Origin of the sequence: Leclercia adecarboxylata, assembly GCF_006171285.1 — a bacterium.
Taxonomy (GTDB): domain Bacteria; phylum Pseudomonadota; class Gammaproteobacteria; order Enterobacterales; family Enterobacteriaceae; genus Enterobacter; species Enterobacter barmai.
This window is the reverse complement of sequence record NZ_CP040889.1, coordinates 4849631-4874218: the sequence shown is the minus strand read 5'-3', so window position 1 is coordinate 4874218 and position 24588 is coordinate 4849631. Positions and strand designations below refer to the sequence as shown.

Genomic DNA, 24588 nt, shown 5'->3' with positions numbered 1-24588 from the left:
CAATGGCTCAACTGTCCCTGAAACATATTCAGAAAATCTATGATAACCATGTCCACGTGGTGAAAGATTTCAACCTCGAGATAGAGGACAAAGAGTTTATTGTCTTCGTCGGTCCCTCCGGGTGTGGAAAATCAACGACCCTGCGTATGATTGCCGGGCTGGAGGAGATCAGTGCCGGTGAGCTGGTGAATGACGGTGTCTGCATGAATGATGTCCCGGCCAAATCCCGGGATATTGCGATGGTCTTCCAGAACTATGCGCTCTATCCGCACATGACGGTCTACGACAACATGGCGTTTGGCCTGAAGATGCAAAAAATTGCGCCAGCGGTCATCGAAGAGCGGGTTAACTGGGCGGCGCAAATCCTGGGCCTGCGCGATTACCTCAAGCGCAAACCGGGCGCCCTCTCTGGCGGCCAGCGCCAGCGCGTGGCGTTGGGCCGGGCGATTGTGCGGGAAGCCGGTGTCTTCCTGATGGATGAACCGCTCTCCAACCTCGACGCCAAGCTCCGCGTGCAGATGCGCGCTGAAATCAGCAAGCTGCACCAGAAGCTCAACACCACCATGATCTACGTCACCCACGATCAGACGGAAGCCATGACTATGGCGACCCGGATTGTGATCCTCAAAGACGGCATCATTCAGCAGGTGGGGGCGCCGAAACAGGTTTATAACGAGCCAGCAAATATGTTTGTTGCAGGCTTCATCGGCTCTCCGGCAATGAACTTCATTCGCGGTGCGATAGACGATCGTTACTTTGTCACCGAAACCCTGCGTCTGGCGATCCCGGAAGACAAACTCGCGGCGCTGAATAGCCAGGGCTACCAGCGTAAAGCCGTGGTGTTCGGCATCCGTCCGGAAGATATTTTCACGCCACAGGAAGAAGGCGAAAGCATTGCCGCCAGGGTCAGCGTCGCGGAGCTGACAGGTGCAGAATTTATGCTCTACGCCAGCGTAGGCGGGCATGAACTGGTGGTCCGGGCGGGTGCCGCAAATGACTATGCCGCAGGGGATAATATCGGCATCCGGTTCGATATGAATAAGTGCCATTTCTTCGACGCAGAAACGGAAGTGGCAATCCGATAATAAAAGCGTTTGCCGGGAATATCCATTCCCGGTTTTTTGTTTGTTAATTATATAGGGAATATATTAATGAGTACTCTACTGAGAAGTGCTGCGCTTGTACTGTGCGCAGGGGTTAGCTGCGCACAGGCAACAGAAACAAAACACTGGGATTTTAATATCGGCGCAAAGTATGAAATTGAAAACGTCGAAGGTCAGGGCGACGATAAAGATGGATTATATGAACCCTCCGTGTGGTTTAATGCCACATGGGATGCCTGGACAATTTCACTGGCGATGTATCAGGAAGGGCCGGTCGATTATAGCAGCATGACCCGCGGCAGCTATTTCGATCGACCTGAGGTTGAATTACGCTATCGCGTTATGGGTACCGATGATTTTGTTCTCGGTCTGACCGGCGGCTTCCGTAATTACAGTTATCATTTCAAAGATGAGCATGGCGCGAAAGATGGCACTGCCAATATGCAGCGCTACAAAATTCAGCCTGACTGGGATCTAAAATTAACCGACGACTGGCGTTTTAGCGGCTGGTTTGCCATGTATCAATTTGCCAACGATCTGGAGAAAACCGGTTATTCTGACAGCCGTGTCGAAACAGAAACTGGCTTTACCTGGACTCTCAATGAAACGATTTCGGCCAGAGTTAACTACTATTTAGAGCGTGGTTTTAATATGGATGGTTCGCGTAATAATGGCGAATTTTCCACTCAGGAAATTCGCGCCTATCTGCCGATTTCGTTAGGCAGCACTACCCTGACGCCTTATACCCGTCTGGGGCTGGATCGCTGGTCAAACTGGGACTGGCAGGACGATCCCGATCGTGAGGGGCACGACTTTAATCGACTGGGGCTGCTCTATGCCTATGATTTCAGCAATGGTTTATCCATGACGCTGGAATACGCGTATGAGTGGGAACACCATGATGAAGGTGACAGCGATCGCTTCCACTACGCGGGGATTGGCGTAAATTACGCGTTCTGACAGGTTATACACCAGGGGCGATCGCCCCTGGTGTTAGCGCAGTGACTCAGCCCAGGAAAAATGGGTATCCACGAGCACCTTATGCGGCGCGGGCTGGCCTGCGATACGCCTGAACAGAAGGTCACAACTCTCTTCACCCAGTTTGCGCGTCGGGATATCAAAGCCGCCAGGTGCAGGGGTCAAAATGAGCGACAGCATGGGGTCGCTGTAACCCGCAACCGCAAGCTGCTCGGGGATCTTGATATTTAACGCATCCGCTGCGCGATAGAGGCTGAGTAGCTTCATGCTGTCGGTGGCAAATACCGCATTCGGCGGGGGGGCCGAAGACAACAGCTGAATAGCCGCCGCGAGCGCGCTCTCATGGGTATAACCACCGTCGATCACCCATTCATGCTTAATAGCGACCTGATGTTTTTCGAGAGTGGCTTTATATCCTGCAAGACGGTCAATAGAGACGTGATAATCGAGAGGGGCATGCAGGCAGGCAATATCACGATAACCTTGTTTAATAAATGTCTCCGTCAGCGTGGCGCTGTCATGATAATTATCGGTATCTACGGAGTAGATATTCTGATAGTCGCCTTCCACTTTACCGATAACCACCACCGGAATACCATAAGCATCCAGTCTGGAGAAAAATGACTCATTTGCCGGTGAACTCAGCATGATGATCCCTTTAATCATTTTCTGTTTTATTTTGTTTTCACATTTCAGCAGATCGTCTTCACTGCTTTTTGATGTCTGCAAAATAACGTCAAAACCTTCCTGCTCCGCTTTTGCGGTAATGACATGAAGCACATCAGAGAAAAAAGGATTGCCAGCGGTAGTTTTGGTGGAACGGGTTGAAATAACCATAATGGCATCGAAGCCGGAAGAGGTCAGGGCGCGGGCAAGTTTATTGGGTTCATAATTTAATTCTGCAATCGCCTTGAGCACCTTCTCGCGGGCTTCGGGTGAAATATTGGTTTGCTTATTCAGAACTCTGGACACGGTTGATTTTGAAACGCCAGCAACTCGCGCAATATCATAAATGGTGGGTGACATACACCTTACTCGCTCCTGAAAGACAGCAATTTGACTCATCTTACTGGAGAGAAATCGGCAATAGCAATAATTATGAATTGATAATCAACGATCTGCCCCCATTTATTGTATTCTGAAGCAAGTGATTTCAGAGTTCCACGCAATGAAGGACGGCGATGAAGCGACTTAAAAACGAACTCAATTCTCTGGTTAATCGTGGGGTTGACCGTCATTTGCGCCTGGCGGTCACCGGACTGAGCCGCAGCGGCAAAACCGCCTTTATCACGGCGATGGTCAATCAACTCCTTAACCTGCATGCCGGAGCGCGTTTGCCCCTGCTGAGTGCGGTGCGCGAAGAGCGTCTGCTCGGCGTGAAGCGCGTGCCCCAGCGCGACTTCGGCATTCCCCGTTTTACCTACGACGAAGGGCTGGCCCAGCTGTACGGCTCGCCGCCGACCTGGCCGACGCCCACCCGCGGGGTGAGCGAAATCCGTCTGGCGCTGCGCTTTCGCTCCAACGATTCGCTGCTGCGTCACTTCAAAGAGACCTCGACTCTCTATCTGGAGATCGTCGACTATCCTGGCGAATGGCTGCTCGATCTGCCGATGCTGACCCAGGATTATCTCAGCTGGTCGCGGCAGATGACCGGCCTGTTACAGGGGCAACGTGCGGAGTGGTCCGCCCGCTGGCGTTCGCTGTGTGAGGGGCTCGATCCGCTGGCCCCTGCCGACGAAAACCGGCTGGCGGCGATCTCTGAAGCCTGGACCGATTATCTGCACCAGTGCAAGAAAGAGGGCCTGCACTTCATTCAGCCTGGCCGCTTTGTGCTGCCGGGGGATATGGCGGGCGCGCCGGCGCTGCAGTTTTTCCCGTGGCCGGACGTGGACGCCTTTGGCGAGTCAAAACTTGCCCAGGCCGACAAACACACCAACGCCGGTATGCTGCGCGAGCGCTTCAACTATTACTGTGAAAAAGTGGTCAAGGGCTTTTATACCAACCACTTTTTACGCTTCGACCGCCAGATTGTGCTGGTGGACTGCCTTCAGCCGCTCAACAGCGGACCGCAGGCCTTCAACGACATGCGCCTCGCGCTCACCCAGCTGATGCAGAGCTTCCACTACGGGCAGCGCACGCTGTTCCGGCGTCTGTTCTCCCCGGTGATCGACAAGCTGCTGTTTGCCGCCACCAAGGCGGATCACGTCACGGTAGATCAGCACGCCAATATGGTGTCGCTCCTGCAACAGCTTGTTCAGGATGCCTGGCAGAACGCCGCGTTTGAGGGCATCAGCATGGACTGTCTGGGGCTGGCTTCGGTGCAGGCCACCCAGAGCGGCCTGATTGACGTTAACGGCGATAAGATCCCGGCGCTGCGCGGCCATCGTCTGAGCGACGGGGCCCCGCTGACGGTCTATCCTGGCGAAGTCCCCGCCCGGCTGCCCGGTCAGGCGTTCTGGGAGAAGCAGGGCTTCCAGTTTGAAGCCTTCCGCCCGCAGACCATGAATGTTGACCAGCCGCTACCCCATATTCGCCTGGATGCTGCGCTGGAGTTTTTAATTGGAGATAAATTGCGATGACCGAACCCTTAAAACCGCGGATGGATTTTACCGGCACTCTGGAAGAGGAAAATCGCGAAGCCTTCAAGGCGGCACAAACCTTTGATGACGCCCAGGCCGGGAACTTTGCTCCGGTGGTGACCGATATGCTTCCGGCCGAAGAGGGGCAGGCCGAAGCCGTCGTTGAGGCTGCACTGCGGCCTCAACGCAGCCTGTGGCGCAGAATGGTCAGCGCCGGATTGATGCTGGCGGGCGTAACGGTGGTGGGTCAAGGCGTGCAGTGGGCGGTTAACGCCTGGCAAAACCAGGACTGGGTGGCGCTGGGCGGATGCGCGGCCGGTGCCCTGATTGTCGGGGCGGGCGTGGGCTCGATCGCGACCGAATGGCGACGTCTGTGGCGGCTGCGCCAGCGTGCCCACGAGCGGGATGAAGCGCGGGATCTGCTGCACAGCCACGGCACCGGTAACGGGCGGGCATTTTGTGAAAAGCTGGCAAAACAGGCCGGGCTCGATCAGTCTCACCCGGCGCTGCAGCGCTGGTACGCAGCCATTCACGAAACGCAAAACGACCGGGAAGTGGTCTCGCTGTATGCCCATCTGGTGCAGCCGGTGCTGGACAGCCAGGCGCGGCGGGAGATCAGCCGCTCGGCGGCAGAATCGACGCTGATGATTGCCGTCAGCCCGCTGGCGCTGGTGGATATGGCCTTTATCGCCTGGCGCAACCTGCGTCTGATCAACCGCATTGCCACGCTGTATGGTATTGAGCTGGGTTATTACAGCCGCTTGCGCCTGTTCCGCCTGGTGCTGCTCAATATGGCCTTCGCCGGGGCCAGCGAACTGGTGCGCGAGGTGGGGATGGACTGGATGTCGCAGGACCTGGCTGCCCGTCTATCTGCCCGTGCGGCGCAGGGGATTGGCGCAGGATTGCTGACCGCGCGGCTGGGGATCAAAGCGATGGAACTGTGCCGTCCTCTGCCGTGGACAGAGAACGATAAACCCCGGCTTGGCGATTTCCGTCGGGAATTAATCGGCCAGCTGAAAGAAACGCTCAATAAAAAACCGCAATAACGTCCCTTCCTCGAACAAAATTCCGTCACCACGCTCACAGGCTGTCAATATTTGTTGACAGCCATCTTCCCGATTACGCATATCTGGCTTATCATTTCAGGGTTACCGGCTTATAGAGTGATTTTCCCATGCGTCTCGAAGTGTTTTGTAAGGACCGTCTCGGCCTGACTCGCGAGTTACTCGATCTCCTTGTTTTGCGGAGTATTGACCTGCGCGGAATTGAGATTGACCCAATCGGGAAGATTTACCTGAATTTTGCTGAAATTGCCTTCGATACATTCAGCAGCTTAATGGCTGAAATCCGCCGTATCGCTGGCGTTACGGATGTGCGCACCGTGCCATGGATGCCCTCCGAACGTGAACATCTGGCGCTGAGCGCGCTGCTGGAAGCGATGCCTGAGCCGTTTTTATCCCTGGATCTGAAGGGCAAAATTGACCGGGCAAACCTGGCGAGCTGCCAGCTGTTTGCCCAGGAGCCAGAGAAACTGAGCAACCACAACGCCGCCCAGCTGATCCCTGGCTTCAATTTCCAGCGCTGGCTCGAGAGCAGCCCGCGCTCGACCCACAGCGAGCATGTGATCATCAACGGACAGAACTTCCTGATGGAGATCACCCCGGTTTATCTGCAGGGCGAAAACGACGACAGAACCCTGACCGGCTCGGTGATCATGCTGCGCTCCACGGTACGTATGGGGCGCCAGCTGCAGAATCTGTCCAGCCAGGATATGGGTGCCTTCAGCCAGATAATCGCCGTCAGCCCGAAAATGCGTCACGTGGTGGATCAGGCACGTAAGCTGGCGAACCTCACCGCGCCGCTTCTTATTACCGGCGATACCGGCACCGGCAAAGATCTGCTGGCCCATGCGGTGCATCAGGCAGGTCCGCGCGCGGCCAAACCTTACCTGGCGCTGAACTGCGCTTCCATTCCGGAAGATGCCGTTGAAAGCGAACTGTTCGGCCACGCGCCGGAAGGTAAAAAAGGCTTCTTCGAGCAGGCCAACGGCGGATCGGTGCTGCTGGATGAGATCGGCGAAATGTCGCCGCGCATGCAGGCGAAACTGCTACGCTTCCTTAATGACGGCACCTTCCGTCGGGTGGGGGAAGATCATGAGGTGCATGTGGATGTGCGCGTCATCTGCGCCACCCAGAAGAACCTAGTGGAGCTGGTGCAGAAGGGCGTGTTCCGGGAAGACCTCTATTACCGTCTGAATGTACTGACCCTGAACATCCCACCGCTGCGCGACTGCCCGCAGGACATCATGCCGTTGACCGAGCTGTTTGTGGCCCGCTTTGCCGACGAGCAGGGCATTCCTCGTCCGAAGTTCTCGGCGGATCTCAACACGGTGCTGACTCGCTACGGCTGGCCGGGAAATATCCGTCAGCTCAAAAACGCGATCTACCGTGCCCTGACCCAGCTTGAAGGCTATGAACTGCGACCGCAGGATATTTTACTGCCGGATTATGACGCCGGAACGGTGGCAGTAGGGGAAGAGGCGATGGAAGGATCGCTGGATGACATTACCAGCCGCTTTGAACGCTCGGTGCTGACGCAGCTGTATCGTAACTATCCCAGCACCCGTAAGCTGGCGAAAAGACTGGGCGTGTCTCACACCGCCATCGCCAACAAGCTGCGCGAGTATGGTCTGAGCCAGAAGAAGGGTGATGAGTAAAGATAAAAAAGCCTCCGCAGGGAGGCTTTCTTTTTGTCGTTACGCTTTCAACGCTTCGAGCGCGGCAGCATAGTCCGGCTCGGTGGTGATTTCGTTCACCAGGTGGCTGAACACGACGGTGTCGTTTTCGTCGATGACCACAACCGCGCGAGCAGCCAGGCCTTTCAGCGCGCCTTCGGAGATGCCCACACCGTACTGCTCCAGGAATTCCGGGTTACGCAGGGTCGACAGAGTGATAACGTTGCTCAGGCCTTCAGCACCACAGAAACGGGACTGAGCGAATGGCAGGTCGGCAGAGACGCACAGCACAACGGTGTTGTCCATTTCGGTCGCCAGCTGGTTGAATTTACGCACGGACGCGGCGCATACGCCGGTATCGATGCTTGGGAAAATGTTCAGCACTTTACGCTTGCCGGCAAACTGGCTCAGCACGACGTCAGACAGATCTTTTGCCACGAGCGTAAACGCCTGCGCTTTGCTGCCTTTCTGAGGAATGGATCCTGCAACAGAAACCGGGTTGCCCTGGAAATGAACGAGTTGTGACATAGTTATCTTCCTGTTTACATATAGTTAACGTCGCCGTTAGTGTATGTCATCAGCCGATAGCACAGCAAACCCTATTTACGCGAAGCCGCTATACAGGAGTGAGTGATGAGAACCCTCAAGGTTTATGAAGAAGCCTGGCCATTACATACGCCGTTTGTTATCTCCCGGGGAACCCGGAGCGAGGCCCGTGTAGTGGTGGTCGAAATAGAAGAAGAGGGTGTCAAAGGGGTGGGAGAGTGCACGCCTTATCCCCGTTACGGCGAGAGCATCGACTCGGTGATGGCGCAAATCATGGCGCTGGCTCCCGAACTGGAGCGCGGTATGACCCGGGAAGCGCTGCAAAGTTTTCTGCCACCCGGTGCGGCACGTAACGCCGTTGACTGCGCCCTGTGGGATTTAGCCGCGCGTCAGCAGGGGATCTCTCTGACGGCGCTGGCGGGCGTGACGCTGCCGCAATCGCTGGTCACCGCACAAACGGTGGTGATCGGCGAGCCTGCACAGATGGCGTCCAGTGCCAAAGCGCTGTATGACGCCGGGGCGCGCCTGCTGAAGGTGAAGCTGGACGATCGTCTGATCAGCGAGCGGATGGTCGCTATTCGCGGCGCCGTGCCGCAGGCCACGCTGATCGTCGACGCTAACGAATCCTGGCACAGCGAAGGGCTGGCCGCCCGCTGCCAGTTGCTGGCAGATCTGGATGTCGCCATGCTCGAACAGCCTTTGCCATCGGGAGAGGATGCCGCGCTGGCGAATTTCATCCACCCGCTGCCCATCTGTGCTGATGAGAGCTGCCACACGCGGCAGAGCCTGCCGACGCTGAAAGGGCGTTACGATATGGTGAACATCAAACTGGATAAAACCGGCGGTATCACCGAAGCGCTGGCGCTGGCCGCCGAGGCGCGCCAGCAGGGGTTTTCACTAATGCTCGGCTGTATGCTCTGCACCTCGCGGGCGATTGGAGCCGCGCTGCCGCTCGCCAATGAAGTGAGGTTTGCCGATCTCGATGGCCCGACCTGGCTGGCGGTGGATGTCTCTCCGGCGCTGCATTACAGCACCGGCGTTGTTCATCTCTGAGGCTCCCAGCGCAACAGTTCTGTCATCGCCTTCAGATACTTTTCGCTGGCCTCATCAGAAGAGATTGGCGGGAATTCGGCGGTGATGCAGTGCAGGCTTAAATCGGCGCACCAGCTGCCAAACGAGCCTGGCGTTTCATAGCCGACGCTGGTCACCAGCGGCAGCGAGAAGGCATCCGCCAGCCAGCGACCAAGGGCCGTGTGGGCCGGATCTTCAATGCAGGCCAGCGGATCGTGAAACGAAACAACCCAGGCCGGATGCAGTTTATGGATCAGATTACACAGCGCCTGGGTTTCCGGCTCTGAACCGGGTTTTTCACCCGTCAGCAGCACCACGTCCCGATCTGCGGCTGAGCTGTTCCAGCGATAGACCGTCTCACCTTCCCGCCAGTTGGCCGCCGGGAAGTTACGGTTCAAATCCACGCCACGGGCATTGGCGCGTAACCCCAGCTGACAGCCGTCCGGGTTAACGGTTAACACCACATGGTGGCGGCGAAGTTCCGGGGCAAGGGTGCGCAGCGCGCAGGAGAGGGTCACAATCGATGAATTTTCATCTCCGTGGGTACCGGCAATGATCAGGCCGCTGTTGCGATCGGCCTGAGGGGCAGGGAACCAGATTAAAGGTGCGTCGAGGAAAGAGCGGCCATAATGTTCGGTTCCCGGCGGGAAAGCGCCACGTTCCGTTCTTGGGCGGGTATGTGACATAGTCGTTCCTGGATCAGAGTTGTATTACTGGCAGTGTTGTGCAAAACACACGGTTTTTCAAATAGTTTCAGCCTGGGGATAAAACTGGCAGATCTCAACTTTCCGATGGAAGTTGTTTGCATTTCCCTGTTCTGAAACAAATAATTACGCATCTGCTCGTTACCCATCATTTCAAAGGGGATCTCATGAAGCATCCGGTTTCGTTGATTTATTCTGCCTTACTGTTGTGTGGCCTCTCTTCTTACTCCTTTGCGGCGGACGTTCCCTCCGGAACGTCGCTGGCTTCAAAACAGGAACTGGTGCGCCATATCAAAGATGAACCTGCTTCCCTTGATCCCGCGAAAGCGGTGGGGTTGCCTGAAATTCAGGTGATCCGCGACCTCTTCGAAGGCCTCGTGAATCAGAACGAAAAGGGCGAACTGGTGCCGGGTGTCGCGACCCGCTGGCAGAGTAATGATAACCGCGTCTGGACCTTCACCCTGCGCGAGAATGCGCAGTGGTCTGATGGAACGCCGGTTACCGCTCAGGATTTTGTCTACAGCTGGCAGCGTCTGGTCGATCCAAAAACCACGTCGCCTTTCGCCTGGTTTGCAGCGCTGGCCGGGATAGTTAACGCCCAGGCCATCATTGACGGTAAAGCACCGCCGGATAAGCTCGGCGTGACGGCGGTGGATAACCGAACCCTGCGCGTGCAGCTCGACAAGCCGCTGCCGTGGTTTGCTAACCTGACGGCGAGCTTCGCCTTCTACCCGGTAAAGAAAGCCAATGTGGAGAGCAGCGCGGAATGGACCCGTCCTGGCGCGCTGGTAGGCAATGGCGCCTACATCCTGAAAGATCGGGTGGTCAACGAGAAGCTGGTGGTCGAGCGTAACACCCATTACTGGGATAACGGCAAAACCGTCCTGCAGAAAGTGACCTTTGTCCCAATCAACCAGGAGTCCTCAGCCACCAAGCGTTACCTGGCGGACGGTATCGATATCACCGAGTCGTTCCCGAAAAATCTCTACCAGAAACTGATGAAAGAGATCCCGGGCCAGGTTTACACGCCGCCGCAGCTGGGCACCTACTACTACGCGTTTAACACCCAGAAAGGCCCAACGGCGGATGCGAGGGTGCGTCTTGCGCTCAGCATGACCATCGACCGGCGCATTATGGCCGAGAAAGTGCTGGGCACCGGCGAGAAACCGGCGTGGCACTTCACCCCGGACGTGACCGCAGGCTTTACCCCGGAGCCATCGCCGTTTGAGCAGATGAGCCAGGAAGAGATGAACGCTCAGGCAAAAACGCTGCTGCAGGCGGCGGGCTACAATGCGCAAAAACCACTGAAGCTGACGCTGCTGTACAACACTTCCGAGAACCATCAGAAAATCGCTATTGCGGTGGCGTCGATGTGGAAAAAGAACCTCGGCGTCGATGTGAAGTTGCAAAATCAGGAGTGGAAAACCTATATCGACAGCCGAAATACCGGTAATTTCGATGTGATCCGCGCCTCATGGGTCGGGGACTACAACGAGCCGTCAACGTTCCTTTCACTCCTGACCTCAACGCACACCGGCAATATTTCCCGCTTCAACGATCCGGCGTATGACAAGGTGATTAATCAGGCATCGCTGGAAACCACGGAGAAGGCCCGTAACGCTGATTACAATACGGCGGAAAAAATCATCGCCGAAAAAGCGCCCATCGCGCCGATCTACCAGTACACCAACGGGCGTTTGATCAAACCCTGGGTGAAAGGGTATCCGATTAACAACCCTGAAGATGTGGCTTACAGCCGCACGATGTATATCGAGAAGCATTAATCGATATCAGAATATGCGTATAACTTTTAAAAAGGCGCTGCTTCAGCGCCTTTTTTTTGCCCTTATTTCTTTATCCCTGGTAAATCATAGTTATCATCAATTGCAATAAAGTTAGTAATTAAAAATAAATATAATATGCATATCTCTTTGTAGATTGGTTTTTATTTATTTGTGAAGGTGTGTCTTGTGTTATTAATATGAAAAGGTCAGGTAGTAATACTTGCAATTTTAATTACAGGCTGTTGTAGGGTCAATGTCCAACTTTGGAACAATAGTTAGTTGATCCTCTGTAATTGTGTGTTCTAATATCTGTGCGTGAACAAATGTAATTTTACTCGACAACTATTCCTTAAGGAAAAGGGACCGCTATGGCTGATTCGTTGCAGAATGAAGTGCCTAAGGCACGAATAAATTTAAAACTGGCTCTTCATACCGGAGGCGCGCAGAAGAAAGTTGAATTGCCACTTAAAATTCTTACGGTTGGCGATTTCAGTAATGGTAAAGAATCACGCGTTCTATCTGAACGTGAGAAAATCAACGTCAATAAAAATAACTTTGATAGCGTACTTTCAGAGTTTAACCCGGAAATTAATCTGGCCGTACAGAACACGCTGACGGGAGAGGGTGCGGAAGACAATATCCAACTTCAGTTCTCAAGCATGAAAGATTTCGAAACTGAACAGGTTGCCCGCCAAATTCCACAACTGCGCGCGATGCTGGCGATGCGCAATTTATTACGCGATCTCAAATCCAATCTCCTTGATAACGCCACTTTCAGAAAAGAGCTCGAGAAAATTCTCAAAGATCCAGCGTTGTCTCAGGAATTGCGTGACGAAATGAGTGCGCTTGCCCCGAAATAAAGTGTGGACACGTCTTTTAATGGATTAACCGGGAATATGCTGATGTCTTTAAATACTGAAAATGGCTCTGTTCAAGGGCAAACTACCGTACTGGAAAAAGAGGGAGTTTATGCCTCTCTGTTTGAAAAAATTAATCTGACCCCGGCGTCCAGCCTGGGAGATATTAATGCGTTTCTGGATGATGCTGCGCTGGCCGAGGCCTCAGCGGGTGAGCGCCTCACGGCCGCGATGCAGGTATTTATGGACTGTATCCGTAAATCCGGCCAGCAGGTAGATAAGCTCGACAAAACGCTTATCGATCACCATATCGCGGAGCTCGATTATCAAATCAGCCGCCAGCTGGACGCGGTGATGCGCCATGAAGAGTTCCAGAAAGTAGAGTCATTGTGGCGCGGCCTGAAGCAGCTGGTCGATAACACCGATTATCGACAGAACGTGAAAACTGAAATTCTGGATGTTTCCAAAGATGCGCTGCGCCAGGACTTTGAAGACGCGCCGGAGCTGGTTCAAAGCGGACTATACTGGCACACCTACACTGCCGAGTACGACACCCCAGGCGGTGAGCCAATTGGCTCGGTGATCTCTTCTTATGAGTTTGACGCAAGCCCGCAGGATGTGGCGCTGCTGCGTAATATTTCTAAAGTGTCTGCCGCGGCGCATATGCCGTTTATTGGTTCTGTTGGACCAAAATTCTTCCTGAAAGAATCCATGGAAGAGGTGGCTGCGATTAAAGATATCGGCAACTATTTTGATCGCGCCGAATACATCAACTGGAAATCTTTCCGCGATACAGACGACTCCCGCTATATCGGTCTGGTGATGCCGCGCGTACTTGGGCGTCTGCCCTATGGCCCGGATACCATTCCGGTGCGCAGCTTCAACTACGTTGAGCAGGTCAAAGGCCCGGATCACGAGAAATATCTCTGGACCAGCGCGTCGTTCTCTTTTGCTTCCAATATGGTGAAGAGCTTCATTAATAACGGCTGGTGCGTGCAGATCCGTGGCCCGCAGGCCGGCGGTGCGGTGAAAGACCTGCCAATCCACCTGTACGATCTCGGTACCGGCAACCAGGTGAAAATTCCGTCTGAGGTAATGATCCCGGAAACCCGCGAATTTGAGTTCGCGAATCTCGGCTTTATCCCCCTGTCGTACTACAAAAACCGCGATTATGCCTGCTTCTTCTCGGCGAACTCCGCCCAGAAACCGGCGCTGTACGATACCGCCGATGCAACGGCCAACAGCCGCATCAACGCGCGCCTGCCGTATATCTTCCTGCTCTCCCGTATCGCGCATTACCTGAAGCTGATTCAACGCGAAAACATCGGTACCACTAAAGACCGTCGTCTGCTGGAGCTGGAGCTGAATACCTGGGTACGTGGTCTGGTCACTGAAATGACCGATCCGGGCGACGAACTGCAGGCCTCCCATCCGCTGCGTGATGCGAAAGTGGTTGTGGAAGATATCGAAGATAACCCAGGTTTCTTCCGCGTGAAGCTGTATGCGGTGCCGCACTTCCAGGTTGAAGGGATGGACGTGAACCTGTCTCTGGTATCGCAGATGCCGAAGGCGAAGGCGTAAGGCGCGGGAGTTGCAATGAAGATATACCGCCCGTTATGGAATGACGGGGCTTTTTTGGCTCCGCAGCAGTTCCAGCAGCAGGCGCGCTGGGATGCGCATGTGGCTGACACAGTCTCAAGGATGGCGCTGGCGCATCCGTGGGGCGTACTGAGTGCTGAGTTCGACGAGGGCGCGCTTGCGCTCTCCAGGCTCAACGTAACACGTCTGGCGGTGCGATTTGCTGATGGGACGCTAATCGACACGGAACTGGCAGATAATCTCCCCCCGGTATGCGATTTAACAGCTACCGGGTTGAAGACCGTGGAGATCCTGTTGTGTCTCCCGCTGCTTAATGCAAACGGCGGCAATCTGGATGATGGCAGTGACAGCGTCCGTCCGCGTCGGTGGTTGTCTGAACGCGTGACGGTACAGGAACTTGCTGGTCACGAACGCAGCGAACTGGAAGTACTACGCCATTCACTTGCGCTTCGTCTGTCCAGTCAGGAAAACAGTGCCTGGTTAACATGTCCAGTAGCCAGGCTAATTCATAACCTGCAGGGGCAGTGGATCCTTGATAGGCATTTCATTCCGCCACTGCTGTCATTGTCGGCCAGCCCCTACCTTGTCAGCGAGTTGGGCGATCTGCTTCACCGTTTAGCGGCGCGACGTAAGCTGCTGATGGCTATGCGCCGTGAAAGCAATGAGCGGATGGCGGACTTTGCGGTGGCAGATGTTTCTCTGTTCTGGTTGCTTAATGCACTGAACAGTGCGGAGCCCGTACTGAAGGAACTGCATCAAACACCTTCGCGTCATCCTGAATTGCTTTACCGTGAACTGGCACGATTTGCTGGCAGCCTGCTGACCTTTTCTCTTGAACATAACGCCGATGATATTCCCCTTTACAGGCATGAAACTCCGGAGCAGGTATTCCCACCACTATTTACTCTGTTGGACCAACTGCTGGAAGCCACTCTGCCTTCGCGGGTTATCGCCATTACCCTGGAGCAGGATGATGACAAGGAGATTTGGCGCGGGAAACTGCATGATGCGCGGTTGCGTGAGGGTGCAGATTTCTATTTGTCTGTCCGTTCAAGCATGCCAAACCACGAATTGCAGACTCGTTTCCCACAGCTCTGTAAAGCAGGTAGCCATGATGATGTTTCTGAAGTGGTGAATATCGCCCTGAGTGGAATGGTGATTAAACCTCTGAGCCATGTGCCAGCGGCTATTCCATTGCGTCTGGAGAATCAGTACTTCGCGCTTGATCTCTCCACAGATGCTGCCCGCGCCATGTTAGAAGCTGGAAACTGTACCTTCTATACCCCTGAATCTCTTGGCGAAGTGAAACTAGAACTGTTTGCGGTGCTGCGCTCATGAACACTCCTGATATCGACCTGATTAATCGAATTTTTTATCCGGGCTGGTTGATGGTGAGCCAGTTGCGCAGCGGCCAAGATATTCAGGACGGCGAAGCGCTCTATCGGCGGGCTTGCCGTTGGGTGAGCGATGCCCGAGATTCACTAACCAGTGCTGGCTTTAGTGAAATGAGCTGTGAGCGCATGCTTTATGCGTACTGCGCTCTGCTGGATGAAAGCGTATTGAACCGTGATAAACAGGATGATGGCTACCGCAAATGGCGCAAGGATCCGTTGCAGGCCCGTTTTTTCAGTACGCTGAACGCTGGAGAAGAGTTGTGGGAACGCATTCGTACGATTCTGCGCGAGCCTGCGGCTGATGCGATGGTTCTGACTTGTCTGTTTCGAACCTTGCAACTGGGCTTTGTTGGCCAGTATCGGGCGCAGGACGATGAGCGACGGGAAGACGTAGTGCGCGCGCTCAGCGAGCGTGTGCCGCCTTTTAACTTATCGCAGGATGCCCCTTTAGTCGTCAGGCCAACCGGACTAAGAAGCGGACGTCGACTGTACTGGTTGGGCTGGGTGGTAGGAGGCGCTGCACTGACGGCTCTTTGGTTCATCTTTTCCTCTTTATTGTCGCAGATGGTGGCGCAAATAGCAGGGCAGGGATAAGGGATGCGTGATTACTCTCGTGTTTTCCTCACGCTTCTTGCCACAATTCTTGCCTTGTGGTTGGTGCTGGATTTCTGGCGTGCCTACGCTGTGTACCGCATTACACTCAGCTTTTGCATATTAGTTATTTCCGGCGTCATCCTCTGGCATCAGTGGCGGCAGTTACGCCTCAGTCAGCCTGACAGTGGACCGACAACAGATAACAACCTGCCGCCTGAGAATTATAAGGGCATGGTAACGCTGGTTTGCGGCGATACCGCATCCCTGTTTTCAGCAGATATGGATTATCGTGAAACGCGTCATGGTTGGTATTTGCGGGCAAGAAATACCGAACAACTCCCGTTACTAGCGCAACATCTTTCTGCTGTCCGTCCGACTCTAGTGTCGCAGGTGTCCGTAATGTTGGCGGTGCTGCCTGAACAGCATAAAAACGAAGAGGCAGCAGCTCAGACCCTTCGGGAATGGCGACGCAGCATTGTGCAATGTCGAACCTGGTTGAATGGTCTGCCACCCATCTGGCTCGTGGTCTGGCTAACCCCTCCAGATGCCGGGCATGAGGATGATGTTCGATGGTTTACAGTTACATCCGATCAGCCTGGTGTAACTGTGCTGCAGAATGGTCATATTGCCCTATCAGTTGCCGAGTGGCTGAGAGAGTCAGGAAGCCATGCTTCACGTCTTTATTATGCGCTCTGGCTGGAGAGCGTTCTTGCCCTGATTGAAGAGCATGTTTCACAACCACTCAGCATCCATCATGGAGAGGTTCCCTCTCTAATGCCTTGCACCACGGGAATATGTCTGACTCCGGTCTATGCGGTTGCAGATAATCTCTGGCAACAGCAAATAGCCCGTGTAACCACGCTGCGCCCGGACGTTGCCTGCGGATCTGAGGTGCTGCCCCTTCCAGATCTTATTCTTCCGCATCTGCCTCGTCGCCATGGCATCAGCCGTTTGATGAAAGATGCTCGTCTGGCCGGTGCAATTTGTTTCCTGTTCCTCGCACTGGCGATGCTGGCTTCCTTTATCAACAACCAACGACTGGTCAGCAGCGTCGGCGATCATCTTGCTGTTTACCACCGTCTTACAGGTACCCCTCCAGCACCGAAGTTGCAGGCGCAGCAGCGACTCCGTGCCGACAGCCAAATGTTAGAAGACTGGCTGCGTCGTGGTGAGCCCCTGCGTTACGGGCTCGGACTGTATCAAGGAATGCGTCTCCTTCCTCCCGTAGAAGCAGCTATTAATGACTGGGCGCTACCTCTCCCGGTGATTAAGACCGTAATCCAGGAACCACAGACCATTCGCCTCGACAGCATGTCATTGTTCGATACCGGTAAATGGTCACTTAAACCTGGTTCCACAAAGCTCCTGGTGAAATCGCTTGTTGGCATCAAAGCGAAACCCGGCTGGCTGATTGTCGTTGCTGGCCATACCGATAACACCGGTGACGACAAGTCCAATCAGATGCTTTCCCTGAAGCGTGCGGAGTCTGTTCGCGACTGGATGCGGGATACCGGCGACGTACCGGAGAGTTGCTTTGCGGTGCAGGGCTACGGTGAAAGCCGACCTGTCGCCAACAACGACACGACAGAAGGCCGTGCGCTGAACCGCCGTGTCGAAATCAGTCTGGTGCCACAGGCAAATGCCTGCCAGTTACCGGACACCCCCCTTACGTCATCTCAGGATGGTGACGTATCAAAAAATGAAATGGAGTAATTAACATGGCAATTCCTGTTTATCTGTGGCTGAAGGACGACGGCGGCGCGGACATCAAAGGTTCCGTGGACGTTAAGGATCGTGAAGGCAGTATTGAGGTTGTAGCGCAGGAACATAACCTTTACATCCCGACCGACAACAATACCGGTAAGCTGACCGGTACTCGTATCCACACCCCGTTCCTGTTCACCAAGGAGATCGAATCTTCCAGCCCGTATCTCTACAAGGCAGTCACTACGGGCCAGACACTGAAGTCTGCGGAATTTAAGTGGTACAAGATCAACGACGCGGGTCAGGAGGTCGAGTACTTCAACACCAAACTTGAAAATGTGAAAGTGGTGAAGGTTAACCCGCTGATGCATGACATCAAAGACCCTTCCAAAGAGAAGCACAACCATCTTGAACAGATTGAGCTGCGCTACGAAAAAATCACCTGGACTTACAAAGACGGCAACATCATTCACTCCGATTCCTGGAACGAACGCGCTACCGCCTAATCCCGATGCGGACAGATTCTTCTGTCCGCAGTTTTTTTGCTGAAGACCTGATAAGCGGGTCTTCAGCAAAGAAAAACACAATTTGCCTGCCTGACCTTATGCGCTTTGGTTTCCTTCTGTCAGGAAAAGCGATGGGCGGTAGCGTGTCCGGAACTGACAAAGAGAGACTCTCATGGAAAATCCAGCCGTCCTGTTACGCCGTCTTAATCCTTATTGCGCTCGCGCCATGGAAAATGCCGCCTCCCTGTGCCAGACCCGCGCTCATGCGCAAATACTGCCTGAGCACTGGTTACTTAAGTTACTGGAGCAGGGTGAAGGCGACCTGACGGTGCTGGCCCGCCGCTATGAGTGGGATATGGATGCGATATGGCAGGATTTACTGGCTTTCATGGAGAGGCTTCCCCGTTCTGTCCGCAGTCGTCCGCAGCTCTCAGATAATATTCAGACCCTGATGCAGGACGCATGGCTTCATGCTTCCCTCGCGGGGGAAGAGCATATCCGCAGCATTCACCTGCTAATGGCGCTGGTGGAAAACCCGAAACAGGTTCGGTGCGATGGTCTTTGGCCGCTATTGACCCTGGCACAAAGCCAGCTTGAACGTCTCCGCCCGCTGCTGGATGCACAATCCGATGAACGTCCCGAAGTGCAACAGGACGCGGAGCTGGCGCAGGGGCACAGCGGAGATATGGAGTTTGTTGGTCGTGCAATGGATGCAGATATAAAAGCGGGCGAACTGAACCCGGCACTCCAGAACGCGCTGGATAAATTCACCCTGGACGTCACCGCCCGCGCCCGTGACGGCAAAATCGATCCGGTATTTGGCCGCGACAATGAAATCCGCCAGATGGTGGATATCCTGTCCCGGCGTCGCAAAAACAACCCCATTCTGGTTGGTGAACCCGGTGTGGGTAAAACGGCGCTGGTTGAGGGGCTGGCACTCAGGATCGCCGAAGGCAACGTCCCGGACGCGCTGAAACCTGTCTCTGTGCGCACCCTCGATCTTGGCCTCTTGCAGGCGGGAGCGGGTGTTAAAGGGGAGTTCGAACAGCGCCTGAAAAATATTATCGAAGCCGTGCAACAGTCACCTTTACCTGTGCTGCTGTTTATTGACGAGGCCCATACCATTATCGGTGCCGGCAACCAGGCGGGTGGAGCCGATGCTGCCAACCTGCTGAAACCGGCTCTTGCCCGCGGCGAACTCAGAACCATCGCTGCCACCACCTGGAGTGAGTATAAGCAGTATTTTGAGCGCGATGCCGCACTGGAGCGCCGCTTCCAGATGGTGAAAGTGGACGAACCGGACGACGATACCGCCTGCCTGATGCTACGCGGCCTTAAGTCGCGCTACGCAGAGCACCACGGGGTGCACATTACGGATGAGGCAGTCAAAGCTGCCGTCACTCTTTCCAGGCGCTATCTGACAGGCCGCCAGTTACCTGACAAAGCGGTGGATCTGCTGGACACTGCCTCGGCGCGGATCCGCATGAGCCTGGATACCGTGCCTGAACAGCTGACCCATATAAAAGCTCAGCTTACGGCGCTGGATATGGAGAAGCAGGCGCTGCTGGAAGATCTTGCAATGGGTAAAAGCACCCATGGCGAACGTCTGGCAACCATCGAACAGGAAGAAATACGCATTATCCTGCAGCTCGACGAACGGGAAACGCAGTACGGCCAGGAGCTGAAACTGACGGAACAGTTGCTTGCCTGCCGCGCGGATATCTCCCGCCAGGCGGAAATTGCCGATCTGCAGAACCAACTAGGTGACGTTCAGCAAAGTAACCCGTTACTGGGTCTGGACGTGGACGCGCGCACCGTCGCCACCGTAATTGCCGACTGGACCGGCGTGCCGCTCTCCTCATTGATGAAGGATGAGCAGACGGAACTGTTGACCCTGGAGGATAATCTTGGAAAAAGGGTCGTCGGCCAGGACGTGGCCCTGAATGCCATCGCTCAACGCCTTCGCGCTTCAAAAACCGGGCTTGCGCCAGAAAACGGGCCACAGGGTGTATTCCTGCTAACTGGCCCGAGCGGCACCGGTAAGACCGAAACCGCGCTGGCGTTAGCGGACGAACTGTTTGGTGGCGAGAAATCCCTTATCACCATCAATCTTTCTGAATACCAGGAACCTCACACTGTCTCGCAGCTTAAAGGCTCGCCGCCGGGATACGTTGGCTACGGCCAGGGAGGCATACTCACCGAGGCAGTCCGTAAGCGGCCGTACAGCGTGGTGCTGCTCGATGAAGTGGAGAAAGCCCATCGGGATGTGATGAACCTGTTTTATCAGGTCTTTGACCGTGGCTTTATGCGCGACGGCGAAGGGCGTGAAATCGACTTCCGCAACACCGTGATCCTGATGACCTCGAATCTCGGCAGTGACCACATCATGCAGATGCTGGACGAACAGCCTGATGCGACTGAATCAGACATACAGGAACTGCTGCGTCCGCTGCTGCGAGAACATTTCCAGCCTGCGCTTCTGGCACGCTTCCAGACGGTGATTTTCAGGACACTGTCTCCAGCCGCAATGCGCAGCATTGTTGGAATGAAGCTGGACCAGGTAAGTCAGCGTCTGAAGCGGCATTACGGAATAAAAACTATCATCGCTGACAGCCTTTACGATGCGCTTACCGCCGCCTGTCTGCTGCCAGACACGGGGGCTCGCAACGTCGACAGTCTGCTGAATCAACAAATTCTGCCCGTTCTGAGCCAGCAATTGCTGATACACAAGGCCGCAAAGCAGAGCCCGGAATATCTCGAGCTGGCATGGGATGAAGAGGACGGCATTGTGATTGAGCTACGAAAGGACAGTGAATAATGTCGATCCATGATAAAGACAAGCACACCGGGAAAAAAGATAAGAAGGAAGGTTCACTGCGATTACTGACACCAGGTGAGATAGAACTGGCGAAATCGGTATTCAGAACGACGATCCCATATCAAAAAGTCTGGATCCATCATGACAGCTACCTTCCTTTTGGACTGCAGGACAAAAATGCGGCGATGGCCCCAAACGGCGAGATTTATTTTCGTCACTGGTACAGAGACGATTACTCGTCAGTTGTTCCTTTTCTACAACATCTTTTCATTCACGAAATGAGTCATGTCTGGCAGCGTGAAAAAGGAATGAATATTATTGGCCGGGGCCTGGTTAGCTGGGTTGTGAGTTATCGCTATGTCCTGGACGGACGTCTGCTAAGTGAATATCCACCGGAGCAGCAGGCACAGATTATTGCCGATCACTTTTCTTTGCAGGTTGAAGGATATGAGACATGGTGTGATCTGAGAACAGCGGGTGTGATCACTCTTGATGGAAACATTTCTGAGGCCCTTATTCGCCACCTTTATACCTGCACGTTGCGAGGATTTCCATGGTGAAAATAATATCCTTTTGCTGCAGATATGCTTTTGTTCTCAGCCTGACATTACTAACTGGATGTCCCGGACATGGGGACTCCCTTCGGCCTGATGAAATAACAACGGTCAGCATAAGAGGCAACAATGTGTGTTTCAGCGTTCCGGAGCCAGAGGACTACCAGCCAGTCAGTATTTCAATTGATCCTAGAGGAACCCGATTCAGGGATCGGAAAATTACATTTGATCCCCCACTTCGTGTTGTAAACAGCCATTTATGCATCCCACCTTCATTCCATCATTTTTCTGATAAAGGCCAGTTCATCGTCAGATATGTTTTGCACTCCGAGCGCCATAAGAACACACCGCGCAGCATGGTCGCAGGAGTAGAAATTGCTGACGAATGTATTAACGACATCCCGCTTAATGATATGGAGGCAGTGAGACCTTACGGCGAATTGAAAAACAGTGATGTGAATGCTGAGCAAAGCGAACGTAACGATTCCTGCAAATATCCTTTTAAATCTTCTCATGGAGTGAAAAATATTGAATCTCAGTGACTCTGTGCAAAAAGTTTTATCCGGGGCGGGAACGTTGAACCGCTACAGACTTGATGTTCCTTCCTGTCAGTCACCACTGGATGTAAAAGAATTCAGCGGTATTGAGGGCATAAGCGAGATTTACAGGTATGACATCATTTTTACCAGTACGGATAAGCAACTTGATGCTGCCTGTTTTTTGCGGAAACCGGCAAATCTGACGATGGGAGCCGGGCTACTGGAGAGTCTGTGTGAACAGAAAAAAGTACACGGTTTCATTACTGATTTCAGACGTATTTCAGGCTCTGCTGACCAGGCACATTACCGTATCACGCTGAAACCTTTTATCTCCCTGCTGGACAAGGAGTACCGCACTCACCGCTTCTTCGTCAACAAATCGGTTCCCGATGTAGTGGCGCAGGTGCTCAGCGAGCATGGTCTGAAAGGTTGGGAATTTGATTTCAGCCTGAAAAAAACGTACCCGAAGCGTGAGCAGATAAACCAGTATCAGGAAAGCGATCTGACGTTTATTCAGCGCCTGCTTGCGGAAGTGGGAATTTTTTATTACTTCTCTCTGCAGCAAGATACGCAGACGGAAGTGATCCACTTCGGCGACAGCCAGGCTGCACTGCTTTCTGATAAAGAACTCGCCCTGAATAGCCCGTCCGGTGCAAACGATAATGGCGCAGATGCTATCTGGGGACTCACGCTGTCAAACCAGGTGGTGGAAAGTAATGTCATCACGAAGGATTATAACCACCTTGCAGCGCAGAACCTGATCCAGTCAGCCCCGGCAGACATGACCCGCGGGGAAGGTGAGGGCATCAATTATGGCTCGGTTTACCATTATCAACCGAGACATAAAGAAAGCGGCGATAAGATTGATCCGGCCCCCGAAACAGCAAACTTCTGGGCGCGTCTCGATCACGAACGTTTCCTTGCAAAACAAACTACCATTACCGCAAAAAGCGCTGATGCAACTCTGGCTCCGGCCCAGGTTCTGAGTATCACCGACAGCCTTCCTCCTGCGCTGCCTGAACTGTTGCAGCGCTCACCTGTGCTTATCACTCACCTTATCTTTACGGCGAACCGCAGCGAGGCATTGCAGGTCATCATAACGGGTGTACCTTACAGTGACAAAGTATGCTGGCGTCCGCCATTACTGCCGCGTCCGAAGGTGATCGGAACCATGACAGCCAGGGTGACCAGCGCGAAAGCAAATGATATCTACGCCTGGCAGGATGCGTCCGGTCTGTACCGGGTAAAGTTTGACGCCGACCGGGACAGTAAGTCGCAGGGGCAAGAGAGCATGCCGGTGCGACTTGCGAAGCCCTACGGCGGGGACGTTTACGGCTTTCATTTCCCGCTTATCCAGGGCACTGAAGTGGCGATTGCATTCCACGAGGGTGACCCGGACCGACCGTATATAGCCCATGCCCTGCATGACTCCCGCCACGTTGACCACGTCACGGAGAAGAATAGCACCCGCAACGTTATCAGAACGGCTGGGCTCAATAAGCTGCGAATGGAGGACAAGCGGGGCGAGGAACATATCAAGCTCAGCACCGAGTACGGGGGTAAGACGCAGCTGAATTTAGGCCACAATGTCGATGAGGAGCGTGCGGTACGCGGCAAAGGTGCAGAACTGCGTACTGATGAATGGATAGCTGTTCGTGGTGGCAAAGGCATTTTACTGAGTGCAGACACTCAGCCAAATGCTCAGGGTGTAATGCTGGACATGCATGAAGCAGTACAACAGCTTGAGCAGGCTCTTTCCCTGGCAAAAAGTCTGAGTCGTGCTGCTGAAACAGCAAAAGCAACCGCAGCTGAATCAGAAAGCCAGTCCAGCCTGGTCGGTGCGCTGACCGGATTACAAAAACCCGGGATTTTAGCTCATTCACCAAAGGGAATTGGGGTTGTCAGTCCTGAAGCAATAAGGATTGCATCCGGGGGGCAAAGTGTCGGGATTGTATCTGCACGCAATACCGATATCAGTGCTGCTCGATCCGTTACCGTTGCGGCAGCCAATACAGTCAGTCTTTTTGCACAGGGTGCAGGAATGCAATTGTTCGCCGGGCAGGGAAAAGTCGATATACAGGCTCAGGGCGATGCTGTGAATATCCAGGCATTGAAGGATGTCACGGTAACCAGTAATAACGGCAAAGTGACGGTGAATGCAAGTCAGGACCTGACCCTTGTCTGTGGTGGTGCGTATATCAAAATCAATGGTGGAAATATTGAAATGGGTTGCCCCGGGAACATTTTGCTCAAAGCTGCGAATGTCCAAAAAATGGGGGCAGCTAACTTAAATCTGCCAGTTAAGGAACTTCCTAAAGGATTTAAAGGTGGATTTGAAATCACCGATCTGGAGACGGGTGAAATCAAGCCATACACATATTATAAAATAACCACTGCTGAAGGTGATGTTTATACAGGAACAACGGATAAACTCGGCAATACGATGCCTGTTTATACCGCCATGCCATCATCAATGAAAATTGAATTTCCTCTCAGCAATACAGACAGCGACCAGGGATAGTTA

The 24588-nt window shown here is 53.9% G+C and carries 20 protein-coding genes; 17 read left to right on the top strand and 3 right to left on the bottom strand.

What is annotated here, in order from left to right:
* Positions 1-2: 2 nt before the first annotated feature.
* Positions 3-1085, top strand: coding sequence for an ABC transporter ATP-binding protein (locus tag FHN83_RS25015; protein ID WP_139565313.1), 1083 nt, complete (start codon positions 3-5; stop codon positions 1083-1085).
* A gap of 66 nt (positions 1086-1151) precedes the next feature.
* Entirely contained in the window at positions 1152-2063 is a 912-nt protein-coding gene (locus FHN83_RS25010) for an OmpG family monomeric porin (RefSeq protein WP_139565312.1), read from the top strand.
* Positions 2064-2096: 33 nt separating this feature from the next.
* Here FHN83_RS25010 and FHN83_RS25005 read toward each other — a convergent pair whose 3' ends face one another.
* Positions 2097-3107, bottom strand: a complete 1011-nt coding sequence (locus tag FHN83_RS25005; RefSeq protein WP_138369185.1) for a LacI family DNA-binding transcriptional regulator — start codon at positions 3105-3107, stop codon at positions 2097-2099.
* Positions 3108-3262: 155 nt separating this feature from the next.
* On the opposite strand from FHN83_RS25005, the gene FHN83_RS25000 reads away from it, so the two are divergent.
* The 3 genes from FHN83_RS25000 to tyrR all read left to right on the top strand — a co-directional run bounded on the left by FHN83_RS25000 (position 3263) and on the right by tyrR (position 7376).
* Positions 3263-4660, top strand: coding sequence for a YcjX family protein (locus FHN83_RS25000; protein ID WP_139565311.1), 1398 nt, complete (start codon positions 3263-3265; stop codon positions 4658-4660).
* Positions 4657-5706 carry a YcjF family protein gene (locus FHN83_RS24995; RefSeq protein ID WP_139565310.1) on the top strand — a complete coding sequence of 350 codons (1050 nt, stop codon included), beginning with the start codon at positions 4657-4659 and terminating at the stop codon, positions 5704-5706. The genes FHN83_RS25000 and FHN83_RS24995 overlap by 4 nt, the downstream gene beginning before the upstream one ends.
* Positions 5707-5834: 128 nt before the next feature.
* Positions 5835-7376 (top strand): transcriptional regulator TyrR, encoded by a 1542-nt coding sequence (gene tyrR / locus FHN83_RS24990; RefSeq protein ID WP_139565309.1) that lies wholly within the window; start codon positions 5835-5837, stop codon positions 7374-7376.
* A 39-nt stretch (positions 7377-7415) separates the two neighbouring features.
* Here tyrR and tpx read toward each other — a convergent pair whose 3' ends face one another.
* Complete coding sequence (tpx, locus tag FHN83_RS24985; RefSeq protein ID WP_139565308.1) at positions 7416-7922, bottom strand: thiol peroxidase; 507 nt, start codon at positions 7920-7922, stop codon at positions 7416-7418.
* 105 nt (positions 7923-8027) lie between these two features.
* Between tpx and ycjG the strand changes: the two genes are divergently transcribed.
* The gene (ycjG, locus tag FHN83_RS24980) at positions 8028-8993 is read left to right on the top strand and encodes an L-Ala-D/L-Glu epimerase (RefSeq protein WP_139565307.1); all 966 of its coding nucleotides are present in this window, start codon (positions 8028-8030) and stop codon (positions 8991-8993) included.
* Here ycjG and mpaA read toward each other — a convergent pair.
* Positions 8984-9697: a murein tripeptide amidase MpaA gene (mpaA, locus tag FHN83_RS24975; protein WP_139565306.1), complete on the bottom strand. Its 714-nt coding sequence runs from the start codon at positions 9695-9697 to the stop codon at positions 8984-8986. The two genes, ycjG and mpaA, sit on opposite strands and share 10 nt — an antisense overlap.
* A gap of 185 nt (positions 9698-9882) precedes the next feature.
* Between mpaA and FHN83_RS24970 the strand changes: the two genes are divergently transcribed.
* The 11 genes from FHN83_RS24970 to FHN83_RS24920 all read left to right on the top strand — a co-directional run bounded on the left by FHN83_RS24970 (position 9883) and on the right by FHN83_RS24920 (position 24585).
* Positions 9883-11499 carry a peptide ABC transporter substrate-binding protein gene (locus tag FHN83_RS24970; protein WP_138369179.1) on the top strand — a complete coding sequence of 539 codons (1617 nt, stop codon included), beginning with the start codon at positions 9883-9885 and terminating at the stop codon, positions 11497-11499.
* Between the two features lie 368 nt (positions 11500-11867).
* The gene (gene tssB / locus FHN83_RS24965) at positions 11868-12359 is read left to right on the top strand and encodes a type VI secretion system contractile sheath small subunit (RefSeq protein ID WP_139565305.1); all 492 of its coding nucleotides are present in this window, start codon (positions 11868-11870) and stop codon (positions 12357-12359) included.
* A 42-nt stretch (positions 12360-12401) separates the two neighbouring features.
* Positions 12402-13937, top strand: coding sequence for a type VI secretion system contractile sheath large subunit (gene tssC, locus FHN83_RS24960; RefSeq protein WP_139565304.1), 1536 nt, complete (start codon positions 12402-12404; stop codon positions 13935-13937).
* Positions 13938-13952: 15 nt separating this feature from the next.
* Positions 13953-15293, top strand: coding sequence for a type VI secretion system baseplate subunit TssK (gene tssK / locus FHN83_RS24955; protein ID WP_139565303.1), 1341 nt, complete (start codon positions 13953-13955; stop codon positions 15291-15293).
* Entirely contained in the window at positions 15290-15943 is a 654-nt protein-coding gene (gene tssL, locus FHN83_RS24950; RefSeq protein WP_139565302.1) for a type VI secretion system protein TssL, short form, read from the top strand. The genes tssK and tssL overlap by 4 nt, the downstream gene beginning before the upstream one ends.
* A gap of 3 nt (positions 15944-15946) precedes the next feature.
* Positions 15947-17656 (top strand): OmpA family protein, encoded by a 1710-nt coding sequence (locus FHN83_RS24945; RefSeq protein WP_139565301.1) that lies wholly within the window; start codon positions 15947-15949, stop codon positions 17654-17656.
* A 5-nt stretch (positions 17657-17661) separates the two neighbouring features.
* Positions 17662-18153 (top strand): type VI secretion system effector Hcp, encoded by a 492-nt coding sequence (gene hcp, locus FHN83_RS24940; protein WP_139565300.1) that lies wholly within the window; start codon positions 17662-17664, stop codon positions 18151-18153.
* Between the two features lie 172 nt (positions 18154-18325).
* A complete protein-coding gene (tssH, locus tag FHN83_RS24935) occupies positions 18326-20971 on the top strand; it encodes a type VI secretion system ATPase TssH (RefSeq protein ID WP_139565299.1) in 2646 nt (881 codons plus the stop codon).
* Complete coding sequence (locus tag FHN83_RS24930) at positions 20971-21531, top strand: type IV secretion protein Rhs (protein WP_139565298.1); 561 nt, start codon at positions 20971-20973, stop codon at positions 21529-21531. The genes tssH and FHN83_RS24930 overlap by 1 nt, the downstream gene beginning before the upstream one ends.
* The gene (locus tag FHN83_RS24925; RefSeq protein ID WP_139565297.1) at positions 21525-22067 is read left to right on the top strand and encodes a putative T6SS immunity periplasmic lipoprotein; all 543 of its coding nucleotides are present in this window, start codon (positions 21525-21527) and stop codon (positions 22065-22067) included. The genes FHN83_RS24930 and FHN83_RS24925 overlap by 7 nt, the downstream gene beginning before the upstream one ends.
* On the top strand, positions 22054-24585 hold the full coding sequence (locus tag FHN83_RS24920) for a type VI secretion system Vgr family protein (protein WP_139565296.1): 2532 nt from the start codon (positions 22054-22056) through the stop codon (positions 24583-24585). The genes FHN83_RS24925 and FHN83_RS24920 overlap by 14 nt, the downstream gene beginning before the upstream one ends.
* The last annotated feature ends 3 nt before the right edge of the window (positions 24586-24588 follow it).